We start from the raw sequence: 24,599 nt of genomic DNA on the forward strand, positions 1-24,599 counted from the left end.
CCGACATTGACGATGCGACGCGTGGCCGGGCCGCCGCGGCCATCGCCGCTGCCGACCGACACCACATTGGCGTCGTAGGTACGCGAACCCGCGCCCAGCGCCACCGAATCGGCACCGCTGGCACCGGCATTGGCACCGAGTGCAACGGCATCACTGCCACCTTGGCGGGTAAAGGCGTTGTAGCCCACTGCCAGACTGTTGTTGCCCAGCGCATTGGACTGCACGCCCAATGCCACCGCCGTGCTGCCCACTTCGCCGACGAACACGCCCACGCTGGCATTGCGCCCGATCGCGATCGCATCGGGCGCATCCGCCTTGGCGTTGGTTCCCAGCGCGATATTGTCGCCATAGAGGATCGACGTATTGGCGCCGCTCCCGATCGCGATGCTCCTGCGGGAGGAGGCACGCGCGTCATAGCCGATGCCGATGCCCTCCGCGCCCTCGGCGGATGCCAACGCCCCCAGCGACACCGTGCGCGGAGCGAACGAAGCGGCACTATGGCCGATCGCCACTGCGTCGGCATTGTTGTCGTTGGAGAACACGTTGGCGTTGTAGCCAAGCGCAACGGCGTAATCGCCGTCGCTTCGCGCACCGGCGCCGATGGCAACGCCACCGACCCGGAAGGCACCTGCCGGCCTGAGCGTGGAGCTGATGAGCGACATGCCGCCAAGCGTCACGCTGCGCTCGCCGGCGGCAACCGCCAGACTGCCCACGGCGACACTGCTCTCGCCAAGGCTGGAGGCATTGAAGCCCACTGCCGTGGTCATGCTCGCGTTGGCCAGCGCACCAAAACCGAAGGCCGACGACGCCGTACTGCGGGCGGTCGAAAAGGCGCCCACCGCAGTGGCGACATCATCCTGGGCACGTGCGCCGAATCCCGCCGCCATCGATTGCTCTCCGTCAGCGGCCGCCCCCGTGCCGACCGCGGTGGCGAAGCTGCGCGTGGCAATCGCCCCGCTGCCCAGCGCCACTGCACCCACCGCCTGGGCCAGGGTTGCCCGTTCCTGCGCGCCGACGATGGAACCCGTTGCATCGAACACCGGCACGGACGCGACGCCACCCACTGCAACGGCCGAGGCATCGGCCGCGCTGGCGTTGCGGCCGACGGCCACGGCATCGCGCCCGAGTGCCAGACTGCCCGAACCCAGCGCATTGGCACCATCGCCGATCGCGTTGCTGGCGCTCCCCAACGCCAGCGCATTGAGTCCGTCGACATGAGCAGCGGCTTCGTCCGCATCGGTCTTGCCAACCGCCAGCGTGCTGTCGAGACGGTCGGCCACCGCACGCACGCTGTCGAGCTGGGCGACATTGACCGCATCGTTGGCCTCGGTGCCTGCCGCCACGCTGGTGATCTGCCGCGTCAGCCCCGCCTGCACATCGCCAACCGACACCGTGTTGCTGCGGTACGCGTAGGAATGCGCGCCCAGCGCGACGGCGCTGGATGCAGAGCGATTCCAGGCATCGTCGACAAAATCGCCCACGCGCGCGCCATAACCGATCGCCACCGCATCGATGCCATTGGTCTGTGAATCTGCGCCGATCGCGGTGTTGTTGCCGTTGAACCGGGAGGTGCCGGCACGTGCGCCCAACGCGACACTGTTTTCAGTGTAGACCGCGCTGTCGTGACCGATCGAGACGCCACCATCGCCCATCGCCAATGCGAAGCCACCCAGCGACACCGTGCGTGGCGCGAACGACCCGGCGCTGTGGCCGATCGCCACTGCATCGGTATTGCCTGGGGCATTGGGAAAGATGTTGGAATCGTAGCCAATGGCAATCGCATAATCGGACTGGCTCTGCGCACCTGCGCCGAGCGCGATGCCGCCTGTTCCGGTGGCGGCGGTGATCGAGCCGAAGTTGCTGATGCCACCGACCACCACGCTCTGTACGCCACTGGCCAATGCGGTATCGCCCACTGCAATGCTGCTGCTGCCTTCGCTGCGCGCCCCGTAACCGAAGGCCGTGGATGTCTCTCCGCTGGCACGCGAATTGTAGCCGCCGGCGGTGGAGAGAAAACCACTGGCCGTGGACAAACCGCCGATCGCGGTGGCGCCGTCGTTGCCGGTTTGCGCGCGATAACCCAGCGCCGTGCTCTGCACGCCAATGGCGCTGGCGCCGCTGCCCACGGCGCTGGAAAACGGATCCCCAGCCACTGCACCACCGCCGACGGCAGTCGCTCCCACACCGGACGCTTGCGTGGCCTGTTCGCGTTGCCCGATGACAAATCCGGATGCATCGTAGTCGTAGATCGTTGCCACGCCACCGATGGCGGTCGCCGATTCCCCTGCGGCCGACACGTTGTGTCCGATCGCAGTGGCGTCGCGCTCCAACGCCAGGCTTCCGCCGCCGAACGCACTCGTTCCATCGCCGAGGGCATTGCTTGCGTTGCCCAGTGCCAGCGCATCCTGCCCATCCGCGAACGCCGGTGCATCGGCATCGGTCGCAGGCGTTGCCGATGCTTGCGCGCTCGTGCTCGCAGACGCGGCGCTGTCGCTCGTCGCCGCATCGGTGTCGCAACGCTGCTGGCCATCGACCACCGTGCAATGCGCAAGCGCATCGGCATGCGTGGTCGTGGCCTGGGCAACTGCGGCCATGCCGGCAAGAGCCAGCAGCATTGCCGCCGCCAGCCTGCCGCGCGCATGTCCCGAAGACCGATATAACGGTTGATTTCCCGTCGCGCAGGCAAGCCTTACCGTTCGGCGATGAGCACGCTGCTCACCACCGGCATCCAAGTGAATTCGTTTCATTAACGATTTACTCCCCATTGGTCTGGCAGATAAAAACCGACCACCGTGCGATTGCATCGCACGGTCCCCCTGAGGTTTATCGAAAACGCACTCGCACTGCTTCTGCAGCGGCAAATGGCCGCACAAAAGCATCCACGGTCAACGCATAAAGTGCTGCAGAAACGCCATGCATCGAAAATGCATCACGTGGTCTGAATCTATTGAAAAACCAAAATTTCAATTGAGATTGACGTCACACAAGCAGCATCACCAGATACATCGACTAAATACCTAGTATTTTTTATGGTTACTTAAAGCGAACCGTGTACCGACCTTCACTAAGAGCGGCTGACAAAACGTAGCGAGCGGTCGTCAGGTGAGGACGGGCGGCGCGCTCAGAACCGGAGTTTACGCGTGGCACATGCCGTTCCGAGCACCGACCGCGCCCGCCTGGCGGCCGCGCAATCGTTTTGTTGGCCGCTCTAAATGTAATTCGTCGCAGCAACGCCAATGCGATCGCCGGTGCGCGCACTTCCTCCAAGGACATGGATGCTGTCGCAGGCAAGCCTGCTCCTTGAGCGCCCATCTGCTGCAGTCGGCCCAGCCGCGGCCGTGCGCGTCCTTGCTCAAAAACTCCGCGCATCGCCATCACGATCGCTGCAAGGGTCGAACGATCCGACGCCACCGCAGGCAGTTGCGCAGCCCCGACACCGGAAACGACGACGGCCGTGTGCATCGCTGCACACGGCCGTCGAATGACACGGTTGGTACGGCGCTTCAGCTCATGCCGCACAACCACCTACCGTCAACCGCACCAGACCCGCGCATTGCGGAACATGCGCAGCCACGGCGAGTCCTCGCCCCAATCGGCCGGGTGCCAGCTCAGGTTTGCCGTGCGCGGGGTGCGCTCGGGATGCGGCATCAGGATGGTGGCGCGACCGTCGGTGCTGGTCAGCCCGGTGATGCCATCCGGCGAGCCGTTCGGATTGAGCGGGTACTGCGATGCCACCGCGCCATCGCCATCGATGAAACGCAGGGCCACGCGTACAGCCGCCTGATCCACCACGGTGTCGAACTCGGCGCGGCCTTCGCCATGCGCCACCGCCACCGGAATCCGCGAGCCGGCCATGCCGCGCAGGAAGATCGACGGTGACTCCACCACTTCCAGCAAGGCGGTGCGCGCTTCGAACTGCTCGCTGCGATTGCGCAGAAAGCGCGGCCAATGCTCGGCACCGGGAATGATGTCCTTGAGCTGGCTGAGCATCTGGCAGCCGTTGCACACGCCCAGCGCGAAGGTATCGCTGCGCGCGAAGAACGCGGCGAATGCGTCACGCAAGGCCGACCGCTCCAGGATCGAGGTGGCCCAACCGCGGCCGGCACCCAGCACGTCGCCGTAGCTGAAGCCGCCGCAAGCGGCAAACCCGGAGAACTGCGCCAGATCCACCCGGCCTTCGATCAGGTCGCTCATGTGCACGTCGAACGCACGGAAACCGGCGCGCTCGAAGTTGTAGGCCATCTCGATCTGTCCGTTGACGCCCTGCTCGCGCAGGATCGCCACCTTGGGCCGCGCACCGGTCGCCACAAAGGGCGCGGCCACGTCTTCTGACGGGTCGAACACCAGCTTCGGACGCAATCCCGGCGCCTGGAAGTCGCGCGCCTGCGCGCGCTCCTCGTCGGCGGTTTCCGGGTTGTCGCGCAGCTTCTGCATGGCATGCGTTACCGACCACCAGGCGTCGAACAAGGCTTCCCAACGCCATTCGGCCAGCACCCGCCCCTGCCCGCTCACGCGGATGCGCGGCGCGCCGGTGGGACGTGCGATGCGCTGCGCGCATTCGGTCAGGGCATGCCGCTCGACCAGATCGGCGAACGCGGCGCGATCCTCGATGGCGATCTGCACCACCGCACCCAGTTCTTCGTTGAACAGGCTGCGGAACGCATCGTCGCCCCAGGCATCGAGGGTGATATCCAGGCCCTGGCGCGAGGCAAACGCCATTTCGCACAGCGCCGCAAACGCCCCGCCATCGCTACGATCGTGATACGCCAGCAGCAGGCCGCTCTCACGCGCAGCGCGGATCAATTCAAAGAAACTGCGCAGCCGCTGCGCATCGTCCAGATCCGGCACCTCGCCGCCGAATGCCGGCAGCGCGGCATCGTCGGCATACACCTGCGCCAGTACCGAGCCACCCAGACGCTGCTTGCCACCGCCCAACCCGATCAACCACAGCTCGCTCTCTTCGTCGCTACGCAACAACGGCGTCAACTGCGTGCGGACATCGCCGACGGGCGCGAACGCACTGATGATCAGCGAGACGGGTGAAACGCTTTTGTGCGTTTCGCCATTCCCGATTCCCGATTCCCCATTCCCGACAACCCACTGCGCCTGCATCGACAGCGAATCCTTGCCCACCGGCACGCTCAGTTCGAGCGCCGGGCACAGCTCCATGCCGATCGCACGCACGGCGTCGTACAGCAAGGCGTCTTCGCCGGCGTGGCCGGCGGCGGCCATCCAGTTGGCCGACAGCTTGATGCTGTCCAGCGTCTGCACCGGCGCGGCGCACAGGTTGGTGATTGCCTCGCCCACCGCCATGCGCGCCGACGCCGCGGCGTTCAACAACGCCAGCGGGGTGCGCTCGCCGATCGACATCGCCTCGCCGGCGAAGGTGTCGAAACCGGCCAGGGTGATCGCGCAATCGGCCAGCGGCAGCTGCCACGGGCCGATCATCTGCTCGCGCGCGGTCAGGCCGCCCACGCTGCGGTCGCCGATGGTCACCAGAAAGCTCTTGGACGCCACCGTGGGATGCGCCAGCACGCGCAGACCGGCCTGCTGCAGATCCAGCGCGGCGGTCTGCAGCACCGGCCACTGTGGCGCCGGCGGATGCACTGCATCGCGATGCATCTTCGGCGCCTTGCCGAAGAGCACATCCATCGGCAGGTCGATGGGGAGCGGGGAATCGGGAGTGGAGAATGGGGAATGGTGGGAAGCGGCATCGGCAACCGGCAGCGTGCTGTTGCCATTCCCGATTCCCGACTCCCGATTCCCGGCGTCGAGCACGCCATAGCCAACCATCAGTCGCTCCTCGGCCGTGGCCACGCCGACCGCGGCAAACGGGCAGCGTTCGCGCGCGCAGATCGCGGCGAATTCCTCCAGGCGCGCCTGCGGCACGCCCAGCACGTAGCGTTCCTGCGATTCGTTGCACCACAGTTCCAGCGGCGACAGCGAGGGGTCGTCGGTGAGCACGCGGCCCAGGTCGATGATGCCGCCCACCCCGGAGTCGTGCAGCAACTCGGGGATGGCGTTGGACAGGCCGCCGGCGCCCACGTCATGGAACCAGCGGATCGGGTTGTCGGTGCCCAGCGCCACGCAGCGGTCGATGACCTCCTGGCAGCGGCGCTCCATCTCCGGGTTCTCGCGCTGCACGCTGGCGAAATCCAGCGCCTCGGCGCTGTCGCCAGCGGCCACCGAACTGGCCGCACCGCCGCCCAGGCCGATCAGCATCGCCGGGCCGCCCAGCACGATCACCGCATCGCCGGGCTGCAGGCGCAGCTTCTCGACCTGATTGCGGTCGATCGCGCCCAGGCCGCCGGCCAGCATGATCGGCTTGTCGTAGGCGCGGGTCAGGCCCTGCCCTTCGGCGAGTTCGAAACTGCGAAAATAGCCGAGCAGGTTCGGCCGGCCGAATTCGTTGTTGAACGCGGCGCCGCCGAGCGGGCCGTCGAGCATGATGTCCAGCGCCGGGGCCATGCGCGGGTTCAGCGCGCGCGGCGCTTCCCACGGCTGCGGCAGGGTCGGGATGCGCAGGTGCGACACCGTGAACCCGGTCAGGCCGGCCTTGGGCTTGCCGCCGCGGCCGGTGGCGCCCTCGTCGCGGATCTCGCCGCCGGCACCGGTGGCCGCGCCGGGAAATGGCGCGATCGCGGTCGGGTGGTTATGCGTTTCCACCTTGATCGCAAACGCCGATGGCAGCACCGCCTCGGCGCGGTATTCGCCGCTGGCCGGATCCGGGCGATAGCGCGCGGCCGGCACGCCTTCCACCACCGCGGCGTTGTCGCTGTAGGCCGACAAGGTGTGCTGCGGGGTCTGCTGGTGGGTGTGCTTGATCATGCGGAACAGCGAGCGCTCCTGCGGCCTGCCGTCGATGGTCCAGCTGGCGTTGAAGATCTTGTGCCGGCAATGCTCGGAGTTGGCCTGGGCGAACATCATCAGCTCGACATCGGCCGGGTCGCGGCCCAGCTCGGCGAAGCGTTCGCGCAGGTAGTCGATCTCGTCCTGCGCCAGGGCCAGGCCGAGGTCGCGGTTGGCCTGTTCCAGCGCCACCAGCGGCACGCGCTGCAACTGTCCGCGATCTGGCACGTTGAACAGCGCCTCGGCGGCTGCGGCAGAGCCGAGCAGCGACTGGGTCATCGGATCGTGCAGCAGCCTGGCCACGGCGGCCCGCATCGCTTCGTCGTCGGGCCAGCCGGCCAGATCGATGCGGGTGCCGCGCTCCACGCGCTGGATCGGCTGCCCGGCCCCGCGCACCAGTTCGGTGGCCTTGCTCGACCACGGCGACAACGTGCCCAGACGCGGCACCACATAGTGCGAAGAGGCATCCTCGGCACGCGGCGCGGGGGCGGCTTCGGCCTGCAGGATCCGCTGCAAGGTGGCCTGGTCGGGCGCTTGCCCGGCCTCGACGCCGATGAAGTACACGTGCCAGGCACCGCTGATGCGCAGCGCGGGAACGAGGGTTTGCAGGCGGGTTTCGAGCCGAGCGCGGCGGAACGGCGAAAGGGCGGAAGCGCCCTCGAGGACCATCATGTCCGGGGAACCGTGTCAGAAACGGGGCTGCAGATTGTAACGGAGCTGATGCGTTGGCGCCGGACCCGGCGTGGGCGGGCCGTCGATCCATGCAGTGATCATTCGCACAGCCCGGGCCGGATTCGGCGCGTTCCGGCCGATGCGGCAGCAGCAACGGCAGGGCAAATGGCGATGCCATCAGGGATTCGCGCGCTTGCCGGCCTTTGGGCAGGATCTCCGCGCGGTGGCAACGTCGGCAGCGCTGGCCAACGCCGGCCCACCGCCGTTCTCTCATCGCACAACGATGCCGACCAGCCGGCCCCTGAAACGCAAGAGGCCGGAATGCATGCGCATCCCGGCCTCTCGATCGATCACGCCGACCGTCGCAGCGGCCAGCGTCAAGGCAGCATCACAGCGCCGTTGTCGGATACCTCAGCGGCTGCCGCCGGCGGTGGTGATCGCGCGCTTTTCCAGCGCCTCACGCAGCTGCGCTGGCGGCAGGTAGCCACCGAGCTGGGTGCCGTCCGGCGCGAAGATCGCCGGGGTGCCGTTGACGCCCAGACGCTGGCCCAGCGTGTATTCCATCGACACCGGGTTCTTGCAGTCCTTGGCAGTGACCGGCTGCCCGGACTTGGCCGCGGTCAGCGCCTGTTTGCGGTCGGTGGCGCACCACACCGCGATCATTTCCTTGTGGTCCTGGCTGCCCAGGCCCATGCGCGGAAACGCCAGATACTCCACCGCGATGCCTTGCTTGTTGAGCTCGCCGATCTCGCTGTGCAGCTTGCGGCAGTAGCCGCATTCCACGTCGGTGAACACCGTCACGGTGTACTTGGGATTTGCCGGCGCGAACACGATGCGGTCTGCCTTGGGCACGGTCTCCAGTTGCTTGCGGCGGTAGGCCAGCAGACCCGGGCTGGCAGCGAACTGCTTGTTCTGGATGTCGAACGGCTGCGCCTGAATCAGGTAACGGCCGTCGTCGCTGACGTACAGCACCTGCCCGCCGACCACCACTTCGCGGAAACCGGGAAACGGCGCGGCGCCGATGTAGTCCGGCTTGAAGTCCGGGTCCAGCGCCTTGAGCGCGACGCTCACGCGCTGGTCCACATTGCCCGCGGCGGCGGCGGCGGCCGGCTTGGCGCCGGCGGTGCTTGCCGCAGGCTGCGAGGATTGCGCGCAGGCGGTGAGGCTGATTGCGCCCAGCAGCGCGGCGATGGCAAGACGATACATTCACGCATCCAGTCGAATGGGGTGTCTGGATTCTCGCACAGCGCAGATGAAGCCAGGCAGCGAACGGGACGGTTTGTTCGCTAACTGGGCCGCTGGCTCGGCTGCGGCGGCACCGACGCCGCCCCTGCGGCCGCAGTCAGCCGCGCGGATGATGGGTGGCGTGCAGCTTCTGCAGATGCTGACGCGCCACCAGGGTGTAGATCTGCGTCGTGGACAGCGAACTGTGACCGAGCAGCATCTGCAGCGCGCGCAGGTCCGCGCCGTGGTTGAGCAGATGGGTGGCAAAACTGTGCCGCAGCCCGTGCGGGCTGACCGTGGCGGGGTCGATCCCGGCCACTGCCGCATAGCGTTTGACCAGCACCCAGAACTGCTGGCGGCTGGGCGGCCGGCGCGCTGCATCGATGAACAACGGCACCTGCCCGTCCACCGCCGCGACTGCCTTGTGGCTGGCCAGCAGCGGGCGCGCCTGGCGCAGATACCGCTCCAGCCAGTGCTGGGACTCCTCGCCCAGCGGCACCAGGCGCTCCTTGCTGCCCTTGCCGGTGACCCGCAGCACGCCCTGACGCAGATTGACCCCCACCGCCGGCAGGTTGACCAGTTCGCTGACGCGCAGGCCGGCCGCATACATCAGCTCGAGCATCGCGCGGTCGCGCAGGCCCAGCGGCGTGTCGATGTCGGGCGCGGCCAACAGCGCCTCGATCTGACTTTCGGTCAGTGCCTTGGGCAGCGAGCGCGGCAAGCGTGGCGGGTCCAGCAATGCGGTGGGATCGTCGCCGCGCACGCCATCGCGCAGACACAGCCCGTAGAACGCACGCAGGGTCGACAGCAGCCTGGCATTGCTGCGCGGCGAATAATGCGCCTCGGTGCGCCAGCGCAGATAGTCGAACAACACCGCCCGATCCACGCCCAGCAACCCGCCGCCGGCACCGTCGCGCCAGCGCGCCAGCCCTTCCAGATCGCGCCGGTAACTGTCCAGGGTCTGTCGCGCCACGCCCTGCTCGGCCCACAACCGATCCAGAAAGCGCTCGATGGCCGCGGCATCGGCGGCCTGCACCGGTGGCAGCTGTTGCGCAAGTTGGCGACGTTCGGCGGGACTGCTGGCTGACATCGCAACAGCATAGAGCGTGGCATGCGTTTTGCGGCGCGCCGGTCCGCGAAGGAGTGGGCTTGACTGCGCGGCCTCGATGCGCCCTGCACCGCGTGGCTCTCGGCTCGAAACACGGGCTGTGCCCGGTGCGGGATTGCCGCGGCGCGGCGTTGCTCGATCGCCTGCGCCGGCTATGCTCGCGGCATGACCTCACCCCTATCACCTCGCAGCCCGCGCGCACCTGCTCTGGTGGTCTGGCGACTGCTGGCCATGTGCTACGACGCCTGGCCGGTCTTCGCGCTGTGGATGCTGATCTCCGCCGCGTTCACGCTGGGGTTCACGCTTGCCGGGCATCCGGCCCGCGAGAACATTGCCCCCTTCAGCGGCTGGCAATGGCTGCTGTGGCTGTGCTGCTGGATCGCTGCCGGGATGTACGCCACCGTCAGCTGGCGACGTGGTGGCCAGACCCTGGGCATGCGCCCATGGCGGTTGGCGCTGGCCGGTCCGCAAGCCTCCTGGCGCGCGCTCTGGATCCGCTATGCCGTCGGCACGCTGTCGCTGGCCTTGGCCGGCGCAGGATTCTGGTGGGCCTGGCTGGATCGCGATCGATTGGCCTGGCACGACCGCGCCAGTGGCACCCGGCTGCAACGCATCCCGAAGCGCTGAAATGGCCAGGCCGGCATTTGCCGATCTCTACGGCAGGCGGCGCTGGAGTACGGCCATCATGCGAAGCAGTGGTGGTTCACAGGCACAAGGCGGTTACCGCTGCTTAGAGCAGGCAGAGCGCGGTTCCGAAGACGCTGAACCGGCGCACCCGCGTCAGCTACTGCGCCGTCGGAACAACCACGCCGACACGCCCAGCATCACCATCGGCGGCAGCGCATAGGCGATGCGGTAATCCAGCTTGAGTGCGCCGGCCATGCGGCCGAAGAACAGCTGCAGCAGCCAGAACCCCAGCGCGAACAGGATGCCCAGAAACAGCCGCTTGCCCAGGCCGCCGCTACGCAGCGAACCGAACGAGAACGGAATCGCCGCCATGCACAGCGCCAGCACGTTGAGCGGATAGAACCAGCGGCTCCAGTACTGATCTTCGTAATCGCGTGCGTCCAGGCCGTTGCGGCGACGGTACTCGATGCTCTGTTCCAGATCGCGCGCAGACAGGTTGCGCGGCTTGGCCAGCCCGGCCGCCAGCGCTGCCGGGCTGAGCTGTGACTGCCACGCCAGCTCGGGGAAGGTTTCGCGCTGCACCGAGCGCTCCTGGAAGGTGTCGCGACGTACCTGACGCAGCGTCCAGGTCCCGTTGCGATTCTCGGCCAGCGCCGCGTAGGTCAGTTGCGCCAGACGGCCGCTGGCATCGAGGTGATACAGCCGCACATCGTGCAGATCCAGCGCAGTGCCGCCGCCGTCGAGCAGCTTCTCTTCGCCGCTCAGCGCATTGAGGAAGGTGTCGCCCTCGCGCGCCCACAGGCCGGAATAGCGCGCCATTGCCATATCGCTGTTGTAACGGGCGCTGGTTTTCAGGGTGTCGGCCTGGTTCTGTGCCCACGGCCCCACGGTCTCGCCGCTGATCACCATGGTGGCGGTCAACAGCGCCATGGCGGCCACCACCGAGGCCGACATGCGCTTGCGCGACACGCCTAGCGCGCGCAGCGCGGTGAGCTCGGACGTCGCCGCCAGCTGGCCCAGGCCCATCAAGGCGCCGATCACCGCAGCGGTCGGGAACAAGGTGTAGGCCCGGCGCGGCACCGTGTAGGCCACATATGCGATCGCATGTCCAAAGGTGTAGGCACCCTGGCCGATGTTCTTGGCCTCGCTGGCAAAGGCATTGACCAGGTCCAGGCCCAGCAGCACCGCCCACGTGAGCAGCACGGTGAACAGCACCGCACGCCCGACGTACCAGTCATGCACCCGCGGCATCAGCCTCATGCGCGCACCCTCGGCCGACGCACGCGGCCATCGCGCGCATACGCCCAGATCGCCACCGCCAGCAGCGGCAAGGTCAGCCACCACAGACCGAGCGCAGCCGGGGTCTTTCCGTTGGCAATCCACTGGGTGCCGACGATCATCAGATTGGTGCCCACCATGTAAGCCAGGAAGGCCAGCATGATCCGGCCGTAACGTTGCTGCCGCGGCGCGCTGCGCGACAGCGGCAGGGTCAGCAGCGCGAAGGCCAGCGCCAGCAACGGCGGCGCCAGGCGTTCATGCAACTGGGCGCGCGCGGCCGGGCGTTCGTCCGAGAGCAACTGCGTGGTCCACATCACTTCCGGATCGTTGGCATCGTGCACCTGGGCCCGGTCGGGCAAGGCCACGTCGTTGCTGGCGAACTTCATCAAACGGTAGTCCAGGGTGTTGCCGGCGGCCGGGCCCTCGATGCGGTACCCGTCCTCCAGGCGCAGGTAACGGTCGGCTTTGCCTTCGAAGAACATCGCACCGCGGGCGGCGGTGACCACATCGATGCGGTCGTCCTTCTGGCGCTGCATGAACACCTTGCCCAGGCCCTTGCCGTCGGCGGAGATCGTGGTCAGGTAGACCACCCCACCGCCGGACAGCGGCGTGAACTTGCCCGACTCCAGGCCGGCCATCACGATGCTGCGGTTGGCGTCTTCCAGCATGGTCTCGGCGGTGCGGCTGGCCCAGGGGCCCAGCCATAGCGAACACAGCCCGATCACCACGACGACCGGCACCACCAGCATCAACATCGGCCGCAACATGCGCCGCGGGCCCACGCCGATGGCGGTGATGACGGCCATTTCTGAATCGCGGTACAGCCGCGCCAGCGCCAATAACAGCCCCAGCATCAGTGCCAGCGGCAGGATGATCGGCAGATACGCCACGAATTGCAGGCCCACCTGAGACAGCAGCAAGCGAGCAGGGATGCGGCCATCGGCGATATTGCCGAGGATATCCACCAGCACACCGCCCACGCTGACGACCAGCAGCACGATCAAGGTGGCCAGGAAGCTCTGGGTGAAATCGCTAAACAGGTATCGATCGAGCTTCGGCATGGGGTGGGCTTGTTTTAAACTCTCGGATTCGTTCGCGGCGGCGCCAGCCTAGTCCGGTTGGCGTAAACAGCCCGCGATTGTACGGATTTGCCTACGGAATCTGATCAATGGCCCTGCAATTCACCCTGAACCAAGACGCGCCGGCAAGCGCCGCCGTCGACTGCATCGTGGTTGGCGTGTTCGCCGACAAGACCCTGTCGCCCGCCGCCCAGGCGTTAGACAGCGCCAGCCAGGGCCGTCTGACGGCCCTGGTGGCACGCGGCGATGTGGCTGCCAAGACCGGCAGCACCAGCCTGCTGCACGACCTGCCGGGCGTCGCCGCCCCGCGCGTGCTGGTGGTCGGCCTGGGCGAGGCCGGCAAGTTCGGCGTGGCGCCGTACCTCAAGGCGGTGGGCGATGCGACCCGCGCGCTGAAGACCGGCCCGGTCGGCACCGCCCTGCTCACCTTGACCGAATTGCCGGTGAAGGCGCGCGACAGCGCCTGGAACATCCGTCAGGCGATCATCGTCAGCGACCATGCCGCTTACCGTTACACCGCCACGCTGGGCAAGAAGAAAGTCGACGAGACCGGCCTGACCACGCTGGCGATCGCCGGCGACGACGCCCGCGCACTGGCCGTGGGCGTGGCCACCGCCGAGGGCGTGGAGTTCGCCCGCGAGCTGGGCAACCTGCCTCCAAACTATTGCACCCCGGCCTATCTGGCCGAGACCGCGGCCGCCTTCGCCGGCAAGTTCCCCGGCGCCGAAGCCGAGATCCTGGACGAGACGCGGATGGAGTCGCTCGGCATGGGCTCGCTGCTGTCGGTGGCGCGTGGCTCGGCCAACCGCCCGCAGCTGATCGTGCTGAAGTGGAACGGCGGCGGCGACGCGCGTCCCTATGTGCTGGTCGGCAAGGGCATCACCTTCGACACCGGCGGCGTCAACCTCAAGACGCAGGGTGGCATCGAGGAAATGAAGTACGACATGTGCGGCGGCGCCAACGTCATCGGCACCTTCGTGGCCACGGTCAAGGCCGAGCTGCCGATCAACCTGGTGGTGGTGGTGCCGGCGGTGGAGAACGCCATCGACGGCAATGCCTATCGCCCCTCCGACGTGATCACCAGCATGTCCGGCAAGACCATCGAGGTCGGCAATACCGACGCCGAAGGCCGCCTGATCCTGTGCGATGCGCTGACCTACGCCGAGCGCTTCAACCCCGAAGCGCTGGTAGACGTGGCCACGCTGACCGGCGCCTGCATGGTGGCGCTCGGCCACCAGACCGCCGGCCTGATGAGCAAGCACGACGACCTGGCCAACGAACTGCTGGCCGCCGGCGAGCACGTGTTCGACCGCGCCTGGCGCCTGCCGCTGTGGGACGAGTACCAGGGCCTGCTGGATTCCACCTTCGCCGACGTCTACAACATCGGCGGCCGCTGGGGCGGCGCGATCACCGCCGGCTGCTTCCTGTCGCGCTTCACCGAAAATCAGCGCTGGGCGCATCTGGACATCGCCGGCGTCGCCAGCGACGAAGGCAAGCGCGGCATGGCCACCGGACGCCCGGTGGGGCTGCTGACGCAGTGGTTGCTGGACCGCGCCGCAGGTGGGAATTGAGAATCGGGAATAGGGAATCGTGAAATCCCTCTTCTCTCAGTCACCGCCGCGACCGTCGAGGTCGCGGCGGTGCCGTGACCATTCCCGATTCCCCTCTCCCGATTCCCTGCCCTGATGCCCCGTGCCGACTTCTACCTGATCGCCAAACCGCGCTTCCTCAACGAACCGCTGCGGCTGGTCTGCGAGCTGGCGCGCAAGGCCAACGACGCCAACCTGCCTACGCTGATCCTGGCGCGCGACGCCGCGCAGGCCGAGGCATTGGACGACCTGCTGTGGGCATTCGACGATGAGGCCTACATCCCGCACCAGATTGCCGGCACCGACGAGGAAGACGAGCTGGCACCGGTACTGATCGCCTCTCCGGAGTTCGATGCTCCCTCGCGCCCGCTGGTGATCAACCTGCGCGACGATCCCTACCTGGGCGCCTGCGACCGCGTACTGGAAGTCGTCCCCGCCGACCCCGCCGCCCGCGAACCGCTGCGCGAACGCTGGAAGCAGTACAAGGCGCTAGGCCTGGAACTGACCAAATACGACATGTGAATCGGGAATCGGGAATTGGGAATCGAAAATCGGCTCCCTCCCATTAGACCGCCACCGATCAGCGCACACGCCTTACCAATTCCCTATTCCCGACTCTCCATTCCCCGCCTTATGACCACCCTCGCCTCCAGCTACGACCCCTCTTCCTTCGAATCGCGCCTGTACGCGCAGTGGGAGGCTGCCGGTTATTTCGTACCTTCAGGCAAGGGTGAGCCGTATACCGTGCTGCTGCCGCCGCCGAATGTGACCGGTACGCTGCACATGGGCCATGCGTTTCAGCAGACGCTGATGGATGCGTTGGTGCGCTATCACCGTATGCGCGGCTTCGACACGCTGTGGCAGGTGGGCACCGACCATGCAGGCATCGCCACCGAGATGGTGGTATCGCGCAATCTGGCGCTGGAAGGCAAGGGTGACACGCGCGACTCGCTGGGGCGCGAAGGCTTCATCGCCAAGGTGTGGGAATGGAAGGCCGAATCCGGCGACACCATCGAGCGCCAGATGCGTCGCCTGGGCACATCCAGCGACTGGTCGCGCAGCACCTTCACCATGGATCCGCAGCCGTCGGCCGCGGTCAACGAAGCGTTCGTGCGCTGGTACGAGCAGGGCCTGATCTATCGCGGCCAGCGCCTGGTCAACTGGGACCCGGTGCTGAAGACCGCGATCTCCGATCTGGAAGTGGAAAACGTCGAAGAAGACGGGTTCCTGTGGTCGATCCGCTATCCGCTGGCAGATGGCGTGACCTACGAGCACGTCGAACACGCTGCCGACGGCGTCGAAACGCTGCGCGAAACCCGCGATTATCTGGTGGTCGCCACCACGCGCCCGGAGACCATGCTGGGCGACACCGCGGTGATGGTGCATCCGGCAGACCCGCGCTATGCCACGCTGCACGGCGCTCGCATCGTGCTGCCGCTGACCGGCCGGCACGTGCCGGTGATCACCGACGAGTATGTCGACCGCGCCTTCGGCACCGGCGTGGTCAAGGTCACGCCTGCGCATGATTTCAACGATTATCAGGTGGGAGAGCGGCACAATCTTCCGTTAATCAACCTGTTCACAGCAGAAGCGAAAATCATCAATCCGCGGGAGCAGTATCCGGACGATGAATATCCCTTCGTTGAGCCGGGCATGGATTGGCGCGAACTCAATCAGATCCAACGCAAGCGCGTCGGCCAGCACTTCGCATATTCGATTCCATCAGCCTATGTCGGCCTTGACCGCTACGAAGCACGCAAACTTGTATTGGCCCATTTGGAAGACGAAGGTCGATTGGTCGAAACCAAGCCGCACACGCTGCAGGTGCCGCGCGGCGATCGTACCGGCCAGGTGATCGAGCCGTATCTCACCGACCAGTGGTTCGTGAAGATGGACGCGCTGGCCAAGCGCGGCCTGGAGCTGGTCGAAAGCGGCCAGGTCAAGTTCGTCCCGCCGAACTGGATCAATACCTATCGCCACTGGATGGAAAACATCCAGGACTGGTGCATCAGCCGTCAGCTGTGGTGGGGGCATCGCATCCCGGCGTGGTTCGACGAGGCGGGCAAGTGCTATGTCGGCCATGACGAAGCCGAGGTGCGCGCGAAACACGGCCTGGGTGCCGACGTCGCGTTGCACCAGGACAGCGACGTGCTGGAAACCTGGTTCTCCTCGCAACTATGGCCGTTCTCCACGCTGGGCTGGCCGGATGCGAGCGCGATGGCCGAGCGCGGCTTCGAGCGCTATCTGCCGTCGTCGGTACTGGTCACCGGCTTCGACATCATCTTCTTCTGGGTGGCGCGCATGATCATGGCCACCGACAGCTTCACCGGCCAAGTACCGTTCCGCGATGTCTACATCACCGGCCTGATCCGCGATGCGCAGGGCCAGAAGATGTCCAAGTCCAAGGGCAACGTACTCGACCCGCTGGACATCATCGACGGCATCAGCATCGAAGACCTGGTTGCCAAGCGCACCACGGGGCTGATGAAACCCAAGGACGCGCCGAAGATCGAAAAAGCCACGCGCAAGGAATTCCCCGACGGCATCATCGCCCACGGCGCGGACGCGTTGCGCTTCACCATCGCCGCGCTGGCCACGCATGGCCGCGACATCAAGTTCGATCTCGGCCGCGCCGAAGGCTACAAGAACTTCTGCAACAAGCTGTGGAACGCCACGCGCTTTGTGCTGATGAACACCGAAGGCGCGCGCTTTGCCGGCGTGCCGCAACCGCGCACCGAAGCCGAGCAATGGATTCTTGCGCGCCTGGACAAGGTCACTGCGGAAACCCACGCGCACTACGCCAACTACCGCTTCGATCTGCTCGCGCAATCGCTGTACGAGTTCGCCTGGAATGCGTTCTGCGACTGGTTCGTCGAACTGGCCAAGCCCGCGCTCAATAGCCAGGACAGCGAGGCTGCCGCCAGCACGCGTCACACACTGCTCTACGTGCTCGAGGCGCTACTGCGCCTGCTGCACCCGCTCACCCCATTCGTCACCGAAGAACTGTGGCAGCAGGTCGCACCGCGCCTGGGCATCACCGCCGCCACGATCTCGCTGCAGGTATTCCCGCAGGCCGGCGATATCGACACTGCGAGCTACGCCAGCGCAGAGGCCGATGTCGAATGGCTGAAGTCGATGGTGTCGGCACTGCGTCGTGTGCGCAGCGAGTTGAACGTGCCGCCGTCCAAGCAGGTACGCCTGCTGCTGCAGGCCGGCGCTGCCGACGATCGCGCCCGCGTTGGCCGCTTTGCCTCGCAGCTGTCGTTTCTGCTCAAGCTCGAAGCGATCGACTGGCTGGAGGCCGGCCAGGACACACCGCCGTCGGCCACGGCCATCGTCGGTGAGCTGACCCTGCTGGTGCCGCTGGAAGGCCTGGTCGACATGGATGCCGAACGCACGCGCCTGGACAAGGAAATCAAGCGCGTGGAAGGCGAGATCGGCAAGTGCAATGGCAAGCTGGGCAACGCCACCTTCGTGCAGAACGCACCAGCCGTGGTGGTCGAGCAGGAGCGTGCGCGCTTGAACGACTGGAGCACGCAGCTGACCGGTCTGCGCGAACAACGCGCCAAGCTCTAGGACCGCCAATCACTGTTGGCCGAGACGGGGTCAAAAGCCTGGTTAGTCGAGGGCGCGGTGCCCTCACCAGACAGTGTGCTGATTGTTTTACTGAAAGCCATGCACACCGACCATCTCGCCTGGTCCTTGCCCGCCCACCGTCGCGGGACCTTACGCGGCATGGATGCCGCGTAGGAGCTTACAAGGACGTACTTGCAGCGTGCCCCGCGATGGTGGGCGGGCAAGGGCCCTGCATGGTTCCCGCGTCCTGCATGGTTCCTGCGCTCTGCTGCGCAGCGAATCGAAGACGCGTAATGCTGCACACACGCGCCACGGTGTTGAGACGGCGCATGTCGCCGGACATCGAGACATCGATGAAGACATTGCGCAAACGCACAACGCCCGCAGTGCGGCGGGCGTTGTGGGAAGACGTGCAACGCTGCACACATCGCGGCATTGCGTACCTCAGACGTCTTACAGCTTGCCCGCGCCGGCTTTCGCCTTGACGTCCGCAGCGACCTTGTCGGCCGACAGCAGGCTATAGGTGTACGGCGGGGTCCATCCGATGTTGGTATTCCACGAGCAAGTCAGCGCCTTGCCGTTGAGCAGCGAGCCCTGATCGCGATAGACGCTGCCGCCGTAATCGGCCGCAATCTTGTCGCAGCTGCTCACCCCGCTGATGTCGAACGCATTGTTCTCCGAGAAGATCTTCGACTCCTTACCAACGCCATGCGCGTGCGAGAACGGATAGACATTATTGCTGGTGCTACCGACGTGGTAGTTGTTGTACAGATGCACCTGGCCAAAGCGCACACGCGGTGCGCGTGCGGAAATGTTCTCGAACAAGGTGTTGTGGATGGTCACCTTGAGTTTGCCGCTATCGGTGCTGGAGGCGCTGTCGCTGGAGCCGATCAGGTCGTTCTTCTCGTGCGATTTGAACGCCGAGTAGGAGATGGTGACGAAATTGGCGCCCTTCTTGACGTCCATCGCCCCGTCGTGATGCTGCTTCGGGCGGCCGTTGGCGGTGCCGTTCTGATCGTCGGTGCGACGACCGTCGGTGAAGGTGACATGGTCCACCCACACGTTGGTGGCGCCCTCGACTGTGAGGCCGTCGTACTCGGCATTCCAGTTGCCGGCGCTGCCGTCATCCGGATCCCAGACCGGCTCCGGATCCCACGGATTTTCGATGGTGAGGTTGCGGATGATGACGTCGTTGGCCTTGACGTAGAAATAGCCTTCGCGGATTTCCGCGTTACTGCTGATGCCGATCAGCGTGGTCTTGGTCGGGATGTCCAACCGTGCGCGGGCCTTCATATCCGAGGTCGTGGCGTACCGCTTGCCCTCGCTGACATCAATGATGCCGCTGATCTTGATGATGCGCCCGTTGCTGCCCACGCTGGCTTTCAACGCGCTCTTCAGCTCGGCGGCAGTCTTGACCGTGTAGATGTTGGCAGCGGCTGCTTTGGAGCCGCCCTTGGTCCCTCCGTTCTGTATTGCCCAACCAGTGGTTGCGACTTCCAGTGCAGGATCGGCGCAGGCAACGCCAACAACCAGCAACGACCCGACAAACAGCGACGCGGCGGCCGCCGTTGAAAATTTCGGCTTCATCTTGATCTCTCCCTCGGATAGGTTCGATGCGCCGCGCGGCGGCACACCCCTGGTCTAGCAGGCGCGGAACATACTTTTCATATCTGTAATGTTCAGTTCCGCGACGCCGATACTAGGAGCATCGCAATGGCCTGTATCTAGCCGATGCATCGATGTGCACGCGCAGTCACGCAAACGGTTGCGGGACATCCAAGAGAAGACAAAACGCTGTAACCAAGACACGCGGAGACATGCGTAAGGACACTGCAGCGCAGCATGACCTGCATCGCAACGCAGACGGACATAGCTCCAGCACGGTGTGCCACCACGATCACATGCATCCATGTTTTTCTGACGCGCACAGCGGTTGCGATGCGATGCATCGCTATTGCGCTGCGCCTCGCACGCGTGGACGTGGTCGATGGATGCCGCCGTAAACCACACTATGGGATGTCGCGGAATCATCACCATCTCGCATGCAGGCGCGACCTGCCGGATGGCGACACGCAATCGCCAACTCCCGGCGATGCGAGGGGAAAAACATGCACCCCGTTGCGATCGATTGCAGCGATGCGCAAGAGCTCGCGGTCACAGCAGGTGCGTTGCCTGATGTTCTGATCGTATTGCGTTACGACAAATCCGCATTTGCCGCGAAACAGAAAAGCACCGGTGCAGTCGTCTGACCGCTACGCAAGAGCCGGGCGGGTGTCTGCGGGTCGTGGCGCATGCATCACCGATGCAACTGCGCAGCGCGTATCAGGTAAGTGGGTGCAGATCCAGCCGGATGCGAGAGAACGCTCCCATCCGCCTCGGCCAATGCGGGTCAGGAGAACCCTTCGAAGAACAACTCGATCGCCATCACCAACGCATCTTCGCGGCCGGTATTGGAGGGGTAGTAGCGTGGGCGCCGCCCGATCTCATTGAAGCCTTCGGAGTGATACAGCGCAATCGCCGATGGATTGGACGGGCGTACTTCCAGAAACGCGCGTCGCGCGCCGCGATCGCAGGCACCCTTGATCAGCGCGCGCAACAGCACGCGGCCATGCCCTTGAGATTGCGCCTCCGGTGCGATGCAGACATTGAGCACGTGCGCCTCGTCGGCGGCGATGCTGATCACCCCGTAGCCAATGACCTGCCCGCCCTGCTCCATCACCCAGCCCGGATAGCCGGCCTGCAGGCAGTCGCGAAAGATGCTGCGCGTCCACGGGAACGGATAGGCGCGATGTTCGATCTCCATCACCACATCCAGATCGCTCTCGCGCATGGCGCGCAGCGACGTGGGCAGCGGCGCGTTCAGGGCGCTCATGCCGGATCCTGACGCCGCCGCAGGGCGCGCAGTTGCGGCCACAGCGCGCGCTTGGCCGCCGGGTTGCCGCGCAGCTCGGCCAGCGGCCAGGATGCCATCAAGGCTTGCGTATTCGGATCGCCCGGGTTGCAGCCGGATGCACGCAGCAACGCCATCTGCAGGCGGTCGGGCATGCCGACCCGGCTGCGCCGCTGCGGCGTTGTCGATGGCGCAGGCGCGACCGCATGCGGCGCGTCGACCGGTGCGCTGCGACGGGCCGCATGCGGTGCCGCAGGCGCCGGCATTGGTGGCGTGCGCTCGACGCGTGGCGGTGCAGCCGCCGGCGCGCGCTCGATCGTCTCGTCAGGCGCAGCCGCCGCGTCCACGGTGTCGCGGTCCAGATAGACGGTATGCCCCAACGCCTGCAGATACGACACCTGCAAATCGGACCACATCGGCTCGGAAGCCAATTGACTCATGGCATCTGGCTCATGGCAGTGTGCGCATGGCAGCTGGCCGGCTCATGGCAGCTCGGGCGTGCGCCGCCAGCGCCGCCACAACCACATCACCGGGCCGGACAGCGCATACAGCACGCCGATCACCAGCAGCGAACGGGCCAGGTCGATCACCAGCAACGCGATCACCACCGTGGCGATCGCCAGCGCCAGGAACGGCACACGGTCGGCACGCGGACCACGCGCGCCGCCCTTGAAACTCCAGAACCGGATCCGGCTCACCATTAGCAAGGCCGCTACCACGGTGACCGCCAGCGCCAGATAACGCAGCTGCTCGCCATCGAAGCCCAGGCTGTCGTCGGCAAACGCCCAGACGAAGGACATCATCAGGCCGGCGGCCGCCGGGCTGGCCAGGCCGATGAACCAGCGCTTGTCGACCACGCCCACCTGCGTATTGAAACGCGCCAGCCGCAGCGCGGCGCAGGCCGCATACAGAAAGGCGGCCGACCAACCGACCCGGCCCATCACGTTGCTGTCGTACTTCAATGCCGACAGCGACCAGTGATACATCACCAGCGCCGGGGCCATGCCAAAGCTGACCAGATCGGCCAGCGAGTCGTACTGCACGCCGAATTCGCTGCTGGTATTGGTCAGGCGCGCGACCCGGCCGTCCAGCCCGTCCATCACCGCGGCCACGAACACCGCCATGGCGGCCTGGACGAATTGCCCATTGGCGGCGGCGATGATGGCGTAGAAACCGGAAAACAGCCCGGCGGTGGTGAACAGGTTCGGCAGCAGGTAGATCGTGCGCGAGCGCGGGGGCGGTCTCATCTCATCCATCCGGCAAGTGTAGGGCCTGAGGTCCGTCCGGCGGTAGCGCGTCTGCGTCGTGCATGCGCGCCCGCGGCGTCACTTGCCAGCGCGGGCCGCGGATGCTGCAATCGCCGCGGGAATCATCCAGGGGAAGCCACATGCATCTGTCGTCCGGGCTTTGCGCCCTGTTGATGCTGGTCAGCGCCGCCGCCGGCGCGACCGATCTGTATAAATGGAAGGACGCCAAGGGCGTCACCCACTACACCGAAACCCCGCCACCGACCGGCCAGCGCTACGAAGCGCGCCGGATCGATGCGCGCAGCGGCACCGCCGCCATCGCCGCTCCGGAAACCGCCACGCCCGAATCGGCCGACTGCCTGACCGCACGCCGCAACCTGGAACTGCTCAGCGGCAAGGGCGAGGTCACCATGGGTGCCGGCGCCGACGGCAAGCCCGGCACCCCGCTGGACCCGGACGCCCGCGCAGCGCAGCGCAATCTCGCCGAGGCGGCCGCCAAGGCCTATTGCAAGCCGGCCGCGAGCGGCAATCCGGCCACCTGAGCCGGCTCGGGACCGGCCAGGTGCCGGTCCATGCATCCGGCCGATCGGCCGGCGCCCTGACCGGCAGGGCGCGAGACTGGCAAACTATGGGCTTTCCGCCCAAGCGAAGCCCGATGCGTCTTTCCCAGTTCCACCTGCACACCACCAAGGAAACCCCGGCCGACGCCGAACTGGTCAGCCACCGTCTGATGCTGCGCGCGGGCATGATCCGCAAGCTGGCCTCCGGGCTGTACACCTGGTCGCCACTGGGTCTGCGCGTGCTGCGCAAGGTCGAGGCCATCGTGCGCGAGGAGATGAACCGCGCCGGGGCGGTGGAAGTGCTGTTCCCCACCATCCAGCCACGCGAGCTGTGGGACGCCACCGGCCGTTGGGAGAAGTTCGGCGGGCAGTTGCTCAAGATCAAGGATCGCAAGGAGCAGGAGTTCTGCTACAGCCCGACCGCCGAAGAGGCCGCGGCCGAATTCGCACGCCAGGAGATCAACAGCTACAAGCAGCTGCCGCTGAACTTCTACCAGATCCAGACCAAGTTCCGCGATGAGATCCGCCCGCGCTTCGGCGTGATGCGTGCACGCGAGTTCCTGATGAAGGACGCCTATTCCTTCCATCTCACCGATGCGGACATGGCGCGCGAGTACGACAACATGCGTGCGGCCTACACCCGCATCTTCACCCGGCTGGGGCTGGAATTCCGCGCCGTACAGGCCGACTCGGGCGCCATCGGCGGCGACGCCTCGCAGGAATTCCACGTCATCGCCGCCTCCGGCGAGGACTCGCTGGCGTTCTCCACCGGCTCCGATTACGCCGCCAACGTGGAAACCGCCAGCGCCGCCCTGCCCGCGCCGCGCGCCGAGGCTGGCGAGGCGATGCGCCAGGTCGCAACGCCCACCCAGAAGACCTGCGAAGACGTCGCCCGGTTGCTGGGCATCGCGCTGCAGCGCACGGTCAAGTCGGTGGCGGTGATGGCCGACGCCGGCTTCGTGCTGGTGCTGGTGCGCGGCGATCACGCCGTCAACGAGATCAAGCTCGGCAAGGTCGCCGGCCTGGCCGGCTACCGCCTGGCCAACGACACCGAAATCCGCGACCACCTCGGCTGCGAGCCGGGCTTCCTGGGTCCGGTCAATACCGCCCGCCCGGTGCGCGTGGTGGCAGATCGCGATGTCGCGGCGATGGCCGATTTCGTGGTCGGCGCCAATGTGCCCGGCGCCCACCTGGCGGGCGTCAACTGGGGCCGCGACCTGCCCGAACCGGAAACCGTTGCCGATGTGCGCAACGTCATCGACGGCGAACGCGCGGCCGATGGCGGCGAGCTGCGGCTGGCCCGCGGCATCGAAGTGGGCCATGTGTTCCAGCTCGGCAGCCAGTACGCGCAGGCGTTGCAGGCCACCGTGATCGACGAGAACGGCAAGCCGGCAGTGATGAAGATGGGCTGCTACGGCATCGGCATTTCGCGCATCGTGGCCGCGGCGATCGAGCAGAACCATGACGATGCCGGCATCGTCTGGCCCGCACCGATGGCACCGTGGCAGGTGGTGGTCTGCATCATCAATCCCAAGCAGGATGCGCAGGTGGTTGCCGCCGCTCAGGCATTGCTGGACGAATTGATCGCCGCAGGGATCGAAGCGGCGCTGGACGATCGCGGGCTGCGCCCGGGCGCGATGTTCGCCGATATGGAACTATTGGGCATTCCGCATCGGGTGGTGGTCTCCGAACGCGGATTGGCCGCCGGTACATTTGAATATCGCGCCCGCAATGCAGAGGCAGCAGAAAACCTGGATAAGGCCGGGTTATTCTCCCGCCTGGGTCGTTGATCAAATCACCCGAAACCACTTCGATTGGATGAACACAAGGCGCCGAATTATTTCGGCGCATTTGTCACCCGGGTTTTCTGACATTATGATGGCCAGCGCTGCCACGGACC

At 66.2% G+C, this 24,599-nt stretch carries 17 protein-coding genes and 1 other RNA gene; 7 read left to right on the forward strand and 11 right to left on the reverse strand.

What is annotated here, in order from left to right:
- The 5 genes from XaplCFBP3123_RS16675 to xerD form a co-directional block, all read right to left on the reverse strand.
- Positions 1-2,747: hypothetical protein (locus XaplCFBP3123_RS16675; protein ID WP_104535265.1), on the reverse strand; the 2,747-nt coding region annotated here is incomplete at its 3' end.
- 325 nt (positions 2,748-3,072) lie between these two features.
- A non-coding RNA gene (locus XaplCFBP3123_RS16680) (sX9 sRNA) lies at positions 3,073-3,149 on the reverse strand.
- 382 nt (positions 3,150-3,531) lie between these two features.
- Positions 3,532-7,521, reverse strand: coding sequence for a phosphoribosylformylglycinamidine synthase (gene purL / locus XaplCFBP3123_RS16685; protein WP_104535051.1), 3,990 nt, complete (start codon positions 7,519-7,521; stop codon positions 3,532-3,534).
- 411 nt (positions 7,522-7,932) lie between these two features.
- A complete protein-coding gene (locus XaplCFBP3123_RS16690) occupies positions 7,933-8,727 on the reverse strand; it encodes a DsbC family protein (RefSeq protein ID WP_104535052.1) in 795 nt (264 codons plus the stop codon).
- A gap of 136 nt (positions 8,728-8,863) precedes the next feature.
- The gene (xerD, locus tag XaplCFBP3123_RS16695; RefSeq protein ID WP_104535053.1) at positions 8,864-9,835 is read right to left on the reverse strand and encodes a site-specific tyrosine recombinase XerD; all 972 of its coding nucleotides are present in this window, start codon (positions 9,833-9,835) and stop codon (positions 8,864-8,866) included.
- Between the two features lie 183 nt (positions 9,836-10,018).
- Between xerD and XaplCFBP3123_RS16700 the strand changes: the two genes are divergently transcribed.
- Positions 10,019-10,480: an RDD family protein gene (locus XaplCFBP3123_RS16700; RefSeq protein WP_104535054.1), complete on the forward strand. Its 462-nt coding sequence runs from the start codon at positions 10,019-10,021 to the stop codon at positions 10,478-10,480.
- Between the two features lie 153 nt (positions 10,481-10,633).
- On the opposite strand, the gene lptG is transcribed toward XaplCFBP3123_RS16700, so the two are convergent.
- Positions 10,634-11,740, reverse strand: a complete 1,107-nt coding sequence (gene lptG / locus XaplCFBP3123_RS16705) for an LPS export ABC transporter permease LptG (protein WP_104535055.1) — start codon at positions 11,738-11,740, stop codon at positions 10,634-10,636.
- Positions 11,737-12,819: an LPS export ABC transporter permease LptF gene (gene lptF, locus XaplCFBP3123_RS16710; protein WP_104535056.1), complete on the reverse strand. Its 1,083-nt coding sequence runs from the start codon at positions 12,817-12,819 to the stop codon at positions 11,737-11,739. Before lptF ends, lptG begins: the two co-directional genes overlap by 4 nt.
- Before the next feature lie 107 nt (positions 12,820-12,926).
- On the opposite strand from lptF, the gene XaplCFBP3123_RS16715 reads away from it, so the two are divergent.
- From XaplCFBP3123_RS16715 to XaplCFBP3123_RS16725, 3 genes are all read left to right on the forward strand, one after another.
- Positions 12,927-14,408 (forward strand): leucyl aminopeptidase, encoded by a 1,482-nt coding sequence (locus XaplCFBP3123_RS16715; RefSeq protein ID WP_104535057.1) that lies wholly within the window; start codon positions 12,927-12,929, stop codon positions 14,406-14,408.
- A gap of 114 nt (positions 14,409-14,522) precedes the next feature.
- On the forward strand, positions 14,523-14,948 hold the full coding sequence (locus tag XaplCFBP3123_RS16720; RefSeq protein ID WP_104535058.1) for a DNA polymerase III subunit chi: 426 nt from the start codon (positions 14,523-14,525) through the stop codon (positions 14,946-14,948).
- 111 nt (positions 14,949-15,059) lie between these two features.
- Positions 15,060-18,002: a valine--tRNA ligase gene (locus XaplCFBP3123_RS16725; RefSeq protein WP_104535059.1), complete on the forward strand. Its 2,943-nt coding sequence runs from the start codon at positions 15,060-15,062 to the stop codon at positions 18,000-18,002.
- A 453-nt stretch (positions 18,003-18,455) separates the two neighbouring features.
- On the opposite strand, the gene XaplCFBP3123_RS16735 is transcribed toward XaplCFBP3123_RS16725, so the two are convergent.
- The gene (locus XaplCFBP3123_RS16735) at positions 18,456-19,589 is read right to left on the reverse strand and encodes a pectate lyase family protein (RefSeq protein ID WP_104535060.1); all 1,134 of its coding nucleotides are present in this window, start codon (positions 19,587-19,589) and stop codon (positions 18,456-18,458) included.
- Positions 19,590-20,110: 521 nt separating this feature from the next.
- Between XaplCFBP3123_RS16735 and XaplCFBP3123_RS21540 the strand changes: the two genes are divergently transcribed.
- Complete coding sequence (locus XaplCFBP3123_RS21540) at positions 20,111-20,251, forward strand: hypothetical protein (RefSeq protein WP_172453333.1); 141 nt, start codon at positions 20,111-20,113, stop codon at positions 20,249-20,251.
- A gap of 140 nt (positions 20,252-20,391) precedes the next feature.
- On the opposite strand, the gene rimI is transcribed toward XaplCFBP3123_RS21540, so the two are convergent.
- From rimI to pssA, 3 genes are read right to left on the reverse strand one after another with little or no spacing between them, the layout of a single operon-like run.
- Positions 20,392-20,874: a ribosomal protein S18-alanine N-acetyltransferase gene (rimI, locus tag XaplCFBP3123_RS16740; protein WP_172453334.1), complete on the reverse strand. Its 483-nt coding sequence runs from the start codon at positions 20,872-20,874 to the stop codon at positions 20,392-20,394.
- Complete coding sequence (locus XaplCFBP3123_RS16745) at positions 20,871-21,332, reverse strand: alanine acetyltransferase (protein WP_104535061.1); 462 nt, start codon at positions 21,330-21,332, stop codon at positions 20,871-20,873. Before XaplCFBP3123_RS16745 ends, rimI begins: the two co-directional genes overlap by 4 nt.
- A gap of 42 nt (positions 21,333-21,374) precedes the next feature.
- Positions 21,375-22,148 (reverse strand): CDP-diacylglycerol--serine O-phosphatidyltransferase, encoded by a 774-nt coding sequence (gene pssA, locus XaplCFBP3123_RS16750; RefSeq protein WP_016902892.1) that lies wholly within the window; start codon positions 22,146-22,148, stop codon positions 21,375-21,377.
- Between the two features lie 131 nt (positions 22,149-22,279).
- Here pssA and XaplCFBP3123_RS16755 point away from each other — a divergent pair, with 131 nt between their 5' ends.
- A complete protein-coding gene (locus XaplCFBP3123_RS16755) occupies positions 22,280-22,681 on the forward strand; it encodes a DUF4124 domain-containing protein (protein ID WP_104535062.1) in 402 nt (133 codons plus the stop codon).
- Between the two features lie 113 nt (positions 22,682-22,794).
- Entirely contained in the window at positions 22,795-24,489 is a 1,695-nt protein-coding gene (locus XaplCFBP3123_RS16760) for a proline--tRNA ligase (protein WP_104535063.1), read from the forward strand.
- The last annotated feature ends 110 nt before the right edge of the window (positions 24,490-24,599 follow it).

Origin of the sequence: Xanthomonas arboricola pv. populi, from assembly GCF_002939945.1 — a bacterium.
Classification (GTDB): Bacteria; Pseudomonadota; Gammaproteobacteria; order Xanthomonadales; family Xanthomonadaceae; genus Xanthomonas; species Xanthomonas arboricola_A.

Bases quoted from the DNA above. Each gene is read 5' to 3' on its own strand.
- purL (WP_104535051.1), bottom strand. From the start codon at position 7,521: ATGATGGTCCTCGAGGGCGCTTCCGCCCTTTCGCCGTTCCGCCGCGCT.
- XaplCFBP3123_RS16690 (WP_104535052.1), bottom strand. From the start codon at position 8,727: ATGTATCGTCTTGCCATCGCCGCGCTGCTGGGCGCAATCAGCCTCACC.
- xerD (WP_104535053.1), bottom strand. From the start codon at position 9,835: ATGTCAGCCAGCAGTCCCGCCGAACGTCGCCAACTTGCGCAACAGCTG.
- XaplCFBP3123_RS16700 (WP_104535054.1), top strand. From the start codon at position 10,019: ATGACCTCACCCCTATCACCTCGCAGCCCGCGCGCACCTGCTCTGGTG.
- lptG (WP_104535055.1), bottom strand. From the start codon at position 11,740: ATGAGGCTGATGCCGCGGGTGCATGACTGGTACGTCGGGCGTGCGGTG.
- lptF (WP_104535056.1), bottom strand. From the start codon at position 12,819: ATGCCGAAGCTCGATCGATACCTGTTTAGCGATTTCACCCAGAGCTTC.
- XaplCFBP3123_RS16715 (WP_104535057.1), top strand. From the start codon at position 12,927: ATGGCCCTGCAATTCACCCTGAACCAAGACGCGCCGGCAAGCGCCGCC.
- XaplCFBP3123_RS16720 (WP_104535058.1), top strand. From the start codon at position 14,523: ATGCCCCGTGCCGACTTCTACCTGATCGCCAAACCGCGCTTCCTCAAC.
- XaplCFBP3123_RS16725 (WP_104535059.1), top strand. From the start codon at position 15,060: ATGACCACCCTCGCCTCCAGCTACGACCCCTCTTCCTTCGAATCGCGC.
- XaplCFBP3123_RS16735 (WP_104535060.1), bottom strand. From the start codon at position 19,589: ATGAAGCCGAAATTTTCAACGGCGGCCGCCGCGTCGCTGTTTGTCGGG.
- XaplCFBP3123_RS21540 (WP_172453333.1), top strand. From the start codon at position 20,111: ATGCACCCCGTTGCGATCGATTGCAGCGATGCGCAAGAGCTCGCGGTC.
- rimI (WP_172453334.1), bottom strand. From the start codon at position 20,874: ATGAGCGCCCTGAACGCGCCGCTGCCCACGTCGCTGCGCGCCATGCGC.
- XaplCFBP3123_RS16745 (WP_104535061.1), bottom strand. From the start codon at position 21,332: ATGAGTCAATTGGCTTCCGAGCCGATGTGGTCCGATTTGCAGGTGTCG.
- pssA (WP_016902892.1), bottom strand. From the start codon at position 22,148: ATGGATGAGATGAGACCGCCCCCGCGCTCGCGCACGATCTACCTGCTG.
- XaplCFBP3123_RS16755 (WP_104535062.1), top strand. From the start codon at position 22,280: ATGCATCTGTCGTCCGGGCTTTGCGCCCTGTTGATGCTGGTCAGCGCC.
- XaplCFBP3123_RS16760 (WP_104535063.1), top strand. From the start codon at position 22,795: ATGCGTCTTTCCCAGTTCCACCTGCACACCACCAAGGAAACCCCGGCC.